At 27.7% G+C, this 6,065-nt stretch carries 10 protein-coding genes; all 10 read right to left on the bottom strand.

From position 1 onward, the window contains the following. Nucleotides 1-963: stage III sporulation protein AE (gene spoIIIAE / locus VK071_13315; protein ID HLR36292.1), on the bottom strand; the 963-nt coding region annotated here is incomplete at its 3' end. A gap of 12 nt (nt 964-975) precedes the next feature. Next, nucleotides 976-1,362 carry a stage III sporulation protein AD gene (gene spoIIIAD, locus VK071_13310; protein ID HLR36291.1) on the bottom strand — a complete coding sequence of 129 codons (387 nt, stop codon included), beginning with the start codon at nt 1,360-1,362 and terminating at the stop codon, nt 976-978. Nucleotides 1,363-1,377: 15 nt separating this feature from the next. After that, nucleotides 1,378-1,575 (bottom strand): stage III sporulation protein AC, encoded by a 198-nt coding sequence (spoIIIAC, locus tag VK071_13305; GenBank protein ID HLR36290.1) that lies wholly within the window; start codon nt 1,573-1,575, stop codon nt 1,378-1,380. A gap of 11 nt (nt 1,576-1,586) precedes the next feature. After that, complete coding sequence (gene spoIIIAB / locus VK071_13300) at nt 1,587-2,111, bottom strand: stage III sporulation protein SpoIIIAB (protein HLR36289.1); 525 nt, start codon at nt 2,109-2,111, stop codon at nt 1,587-1,589. Next, the gene (gene spoIIIAA / locus VK071_13295) at nt 2,102-3,100 is read right to left on the bottom strand and encodes a stage III sporulation protein AA (protein HLR36288.1); all 999 of its coding nucleotides are present in this window, start codon (nt 3,098-3,100) and stop codon (nt 2,102-2,104) included. Before spoIIIAA ends, spoIIIAB begins: the two co-directional genes overlap by 10 nt. Before the next feature lie 113 nt (nt 3,101-3,213). Then, on the bottom strand, nt 3,214-3,531 hold the full coding sequence (locus VK071_13290) for a hypothetical protein (protein HLR36287.1): 318 nt from the start codon (nt 3,529-3,531) through the stop codon (nt 3,214-3,216). Between the two features lie 36 nt (nt 3,532-3,567). Further along, on the bottom strand, nt 3,568-4,125 hold the full coding sequence (efp, locus tag VK071_13285) for an elongation factor P (protein ID HLR36286.1): 558 nt from the start codon (nt 4,123-4,125) through the stop codon (nt 3,568-3,570). Between the two features lie 13 nt (nt 4,126-4,138). Continuing rightward, nucleotides 4,139-4,585 carry a type II 3-dehydroquinate dehydratase gene (aroQ, locus tag VK071_13280; GenBank protein HLR36285.1) on the bottom strand — a complete coding sequence of 149 codons (447 nt, stop codon included), beginning with the start codon at nt 4,583-4,585 and terminating at the stop codon, nt 4,139-4,141. Between the two features lie 17 nt (nt 4,586-4,602). Beyond that, entirely contained in the window at nt 4,603-5,112 is a 510-nt protein-coding gene (locus tag VK071_13275) for a shikimate kinase (GenBank protein HLR36284.1), read from the bottom strand. A gap of 39 nt (nt 5,113-5,151) precedes the next feature. Beyond that, nucleotides 5,152-6,065 (bottom strand): hypothetical protein (locus VK071_13270; GenBank protein HLR36283.1); only part of this gene is annotated, 914 nt, incomplete at its 5' end.

Below are 6,065 nucleotides of genomic sequence, written 5' to 3'. Positions count from 1 at the left end.
TATTAAAAATATTGAAAATACACCTACTAAACCAATAGCGTTTTTTAAAACTGCCGAACAACCTACAACTGTTTCTACTGCATCAGATAGAAATTTACCTATTATAGGTACAAAATTATCAACAGCAAACTTTGCAGTTCTTATCGAAACTCCGTCTATTTTTGCTCCTACACCATATATAGACATAACTCCAATAAAGATTACCATAGATATACTGATTACTATAACTACAATCTGCCTTAACAATTCAGATAGTTTAGAGAATTGTATTTTACTAGACATTTTACTTATTATCCCAATTATAAAAGAAAAAAAGATTAAGGGAAAAACAAAATTTTTAATTGCTATACTAATTAAATTAATTATTCCAATTATTACAGGATTAAATAACAGCTTCGTTGTAGCACCACCAATAGCCACTAACAATGTAAATAAAATTGGTAAAATTATTTGCATAAAATCTACCATTCTATTAACAGTATTTTGACCAAGTTCAATACATAATACAAAGGTTTTTATAACTAAAGATGCTAAGATTATATAACAAGCAAATAATGCTATTTCCCCTACAGATTCCTTCTCAAAGGCACCTTGTAAATTAATTAATAATGCACAAATTATTGTTATAACGATAATTTGTATAAGAATATTTAAATTCTCTATAACTTCTGCAAAGAAAATTGACATGATTCCTTTAAATATATTTTTTACATCTAATACATTCTCACCCTTTAATAGAGACTGAATAAAATCTTTTACAGATATATCTGAAAAATATTCAAAAACTTCTGGTTCTTCTTTTATAATCCTTTCCATTTCTTCTATATTTAAATTATTTAATTGTTCCTCAATATAATCCTGTTGAACATCCAGACTATTATCTTCTCCTACTCCATGTACTGTAACAGGACATACAGTAATCATTAAAAATAAAATAATTATTACTTTCATTTTTCTCATCATATCCGTTCACCTTTAAGGAAGAATTTTGATTATTAAGTCCATTAAAGCTAGAAGTATAGGCATAGCTAGAACTAAAATAATTACCTTTCCACCTAATTCAATTTTAGTAGCTATAGATTCTTCATTTGCATCCCTAGATACTTGTGCACCAAACTCTATAACATATGCTATGCCAATGATTTTTAAAATAGTTGTAAAATATATAAAATCAATTTTTGCTTCTTTAGATAAATCATTTAGTACTTGTACAACATAATGCAATTTATCTAATATCATAAAAAAGATAAGGATTCCTGTAGCTAAACTGATTAAGATTGTAAATTCTGGTTTTACTTCTCTTACTATTACTATTGAAATAGTTGCCACTAAACCTATTGCTACTATTTGTATTGCATCCATAAAACCACATCCTACCTAATATAATTGAAATAAAGTTTTCATATTTTCAAATAATTTATGTATAAGATTTATAACAACCCCAAGGACTATTATTACTCCAGCAAGTGTTGTTAAATATGCATACTCCTCCTTCCCTGCCCTATCAAGAACCGTATGCAAAACGGCTGTTAAAATTCCTATACTAGCTATCTTAAAAATTAAATCTACATTCATTCTCCTCACCCTTATAAAAGTATAATTACTATGGCAATTCCAGTTAGAACGCCTAAGCTTTTATACATTTTTTCGTTATTTTCCTTCTCAATTCTCGCTTCATTTTCTAATGACTTTAATTGAGCTATTATCATTTTAAAGTTTTTTTCATGATCCTTTCTATCAGATGTGCCTAAAGTTTGACCTAATGTCATAAAAACTTCTATGTCCTCTTTTTTAAAATGTAATTTTTCTTTTAAAATATCTTTGGTTTCAATGAAACACTCATATAAGCTTTTATCTTTATGATTTAATAAATTTTGTCTAATTTCTTTAAAAATAAAAGAGGCCTTCCCATTCCCCTTCTTGTACACATTATTAAGAGCATCTGGAAGGGGTGTTGCACCATATAAAACTTCTGTTTCTAAAAGTTTTATACATTGTTGTAAGTAAATTAAATTAGATAATCTTTTAGAATATTTAATTCCATATAAATAACCAATTAAACTTGAAGAAGTAATAACTAATAAACTACCTATCAATTTAGTTATAAACATTTATAACCCCCTTTCTCCAAAACTGTCTTAAAAGTATGTCCGTCAACAATATCTTTAATTGTCCCAATTCCCATAGAATTGTCTAAAAATATAATTCTTTCAAATATTCTTTCCTCTATTAATTGTCTTAAATTATTTCTTGTTAACAAATCATCCCAGCTATCTCCATGAACTGTAGAAATTAACTTTACTCCTACTTTTAAAGCTTCATTAATTACCGAAATATCTGTAGCTGCTCCCAATTCATCAGTAGCAATTACATCTGGTGACATAGCCCTTATTAAGATTTGAATTCCATCTTTTTTATAGCATCCGTCTAAAACGTCTGTTCTTATACCAATATTATTTTGAGGACAACCATTATACATACCGGCTAGTTCAGATCTTTCATCTACAACTCCTACTTTCAAGCCCTTAAAACCTAATTCTGGCATTCCATCACTTATATTCCTTATGATATCTCGTAGAAGCGTAGTTTTTCCACATTTCGGTGGTGAAACGATAAGAATGTGATAAATAGAATTAGGATATTTAATTATATGTTTCATAACCTTATTTGATACGCCTATTTTTTCTTTAGCAATTCTTATATTTAGTGATGAAATATTTTTAATTGTTTCAATACCACCTTGTCCATATATTACTTTTCCTGATATACCTATTCTATGGCCACCTTTTAATGTTATAAAACCACTTTTCATTTCCTCTTCAAAGGCATAAATTGAATAACTACTTATTAATTGAAAGGTCTTGTATATATGCTCTTTTGTTACATAAAAACTTTCTTTATCATCCTTACTGATTGTCCCTTTCTCAGTTATCAAATAGTCTTTATCCTCATAACATACCATTAAGGGCTTTCCATTTCTAAGTCTTATCTCTTCAATTCTATATTTATAATCGTCTGGCAACTTACGTAAAATACTACTGACCTCAGGAGATACGTATTCAAGGACTTTATCAAATTCCTTTTTTTTCTCATTTCCCATAACATGTCCCTCCTTTATATATAACTATGATTTATGCCAAAGATTATGACCATCTTTTTTCAAAAAAAAATAAAAAGCTTGAAACTTAAATGTTTCAAGCCTTTATTTTTAAATTAATCCTCTTCTTCAAAAGAATCCTGTAATTCTTCTCGACAGCTAGGACATTCTATTTCTATACATTCATCATAATCATCATAGTCATCATAAAGATCAAAAACCTCTTCTTCTACATCAGTTAAATCTTCATCAATATAACTTATATACTCCTCTAATTCTTCATTAGTCTCAATTAAATCTTCCAGCACATCAGCAAATTCATCAAAAGTCTCTATTATATGTAATAATAATTTTCCTTCTTTCGATGAACTTTCAACATCTAAACCTTCAGCTAATCCTTTTAAAAAAGCTACTTTTTGATTTAAATAATCCATAGTCATCCCTCCTTATTTATTACTATCTATTCTTTCCTAAACTCTTGATAAATAATCACCAGTTCTAGTATCAATTTTAATAATATCCCCTATATTAATAAATAATGGTACATTTAAAGTCGTTCCTGTCTCAACAGTAGCCGGTTTTGTAGCACCTGTCGCAGTATCTCCCTTAATCCCTGGTTCTGTATGAGTTACTTCTAGTTCTACAAAATTTGGTGCAACCGCCTCAAAAGGCTTACCTTTATAAAATTTAATTACTGCTTCATCATTTTCCTTTACATACTTTATAGCTTCCTCTACTGTCTCTTTATCAAGTGGAATTTGTTCATAAGTTTCTTTATTCATAAAGTAGTAAAGTTCACCATCATTATATAAATATTGCATCTCCTTAGATTCAATATGGGCTTTTGGATATCTATCATTAGGATTAAATACAACCCCTTTAATAGTTCCTGACATAATGTTTTTAATTTTAGTTCTAACGAATGCTGCACCCCTTGCTGGTTTTACATGTTGGAATTCCATTACTTGATATACATCCCCATCCATTTCAAAAGTTATACCTTTCCTAAAATCACCTGCTGAAATCATAGATAATTCCTCCTTAATACATTTCTTTAATAATTAGTTTCATTGCATCCATAGCTATTATATAACTATTAGGACCAAAACCTGTTATTTGCCCATTACACACTGGAGCTATAACTGATTTTTCTCTAAATTCATCTCTATTATATATATTTGATAAATGTACTTCAATCACTGGTATATTAACTAGTTCAATAGCATCTCTTATTGCATAACTATAATGTGTATAGGCACCTGCGTTTAAAATAACTCCTATATATTTATCATTGAAAACAGTCTCATGAAGCTTAGTTATAATATCTCCTTCGGAATTAGATTGAAATATAAATGTCTCAAATCCAAGTTCCTTTCCTTTATTCTTTATAGAAGTATTAATTTCTTCTAAAGAATCTTCACCATAATAGGTTTGATTTCTATAACTTAACATATTCAAATTTGGTCCATGAATTATTAATAGATTCATAATTTTCTCCTTTTTAATTATATCAAATTAATTATTTCTTCACCAATTTCTTTAACATTTTTATTGTCTATATACACTATATAATCGGAATATTTAAAATAGATATCTTTCCTATCTATTAATAATTTTCTAATACCTTCCTCAACTGAATTAAAATTTTCAATTAAAGGACGGCTTATATTAGAGCTATTAATATTTTTTATTATAGATCCTAAGGTGCCATATAGTAAAAATATTTGTCCGTTTTCCTTTAATAATTTCATATTATTTGGGTTTAATATAGTTCCTCCTCCTGTAGACACTACAATGCTTTCCCTACTATATATTTCCTTCACAATATTTTCTTCTAATTTTCTAAAATAATTTTCTCCTTTTTCTTCAAATATTCCATCTATACTTTTACCTTCTTTTTTCTCTATTAGATAATCAGTATCTATTAATTCCATACTAAGTCTTTTAGATATAAAATTCCCAATAGTGGTTTTACCAACTCCACTAGGACCTATCAATACTATATTATTTTTCATTGAAACACACCACTTCCTTACCCTATAACGTTTTTACTACTAATATTCACTAAAATCCTTCATTAAATATAAATCAGGCTCAACAAAATTTGGAAGTAGTGGACCATATCTATATACCTGTTCTTCACTGTAATCCTTATCAATTAAACCATCTAATAGGCTAATATTTCCCTTATAATCCTTTAGAATAATTAAACCATCAACTTTAGGCTTCCCTTCCCCTTTAATGGATATAGTACCACCTTCAATTATTATAATACCACAAAAGTTTACATTGTCATATAAAACAATATCTCCTTGTACATAAACTATTCCATTTAAAGGCTCGTTGGAACTTAAGCCTTTAATTTCCAAATTGGATTTTAGACTATTATTTTGCCTTAGAATTAAAAATAAATTATTATTAATAATCGGTACTTTTTTATAAGGTTCTAATTTTCCATTTTTAAAAATATAGGCCATATAGTCATTAAGTTCTGTATCTTCCTCTAAAATTATTTTATCAAAATCTAATCCTTCTATAGGAACTACATCTGTTATATTATTATTTATTTCAATATTTTCAACTAGCTCATTACAAAATAGCTGAAAATTTAAAACTTCTTCAGCCGGTATACTGTCTACTGACAAAATAGGTAGCTCTATTTCATAAAATGAATTTATCATATTAAAAACTCCAACTAATTTTTCATATATTCCTTTATATCTACTATATGTAATTAATTTAGCTTTCAATCTACTATCTTCCTCAAAAAATTCAATATTAACTTTATTATAACTATCTTCATCGTTTAAATCTTTTGATTTAAGATTAATAATACTTCCTTCTTTATAATTCTTTAAATCGCCATAAAGTAGGTAGTGTTTAAGTCTTGGTATTACTTCATTTTCGAAATATTCGTCTTTATACATACATAAATGTATCTTACCTTCAGCTAGGTAAAATGCCTGTT

The sequence above is a fragment of the Tissierellales bacterium genome, assembly GCA_035301805.1.
Lineage (GTDB): Bacteria > Bacillota > Clostridia > Tissierellales > DATGTQ01 > DATGTQ01.
The sequence above is the reverse complement of the archived record's forward strand: the minus strand, read 5'-3'. Positions and strand labels throughout refer to the sequence as shown.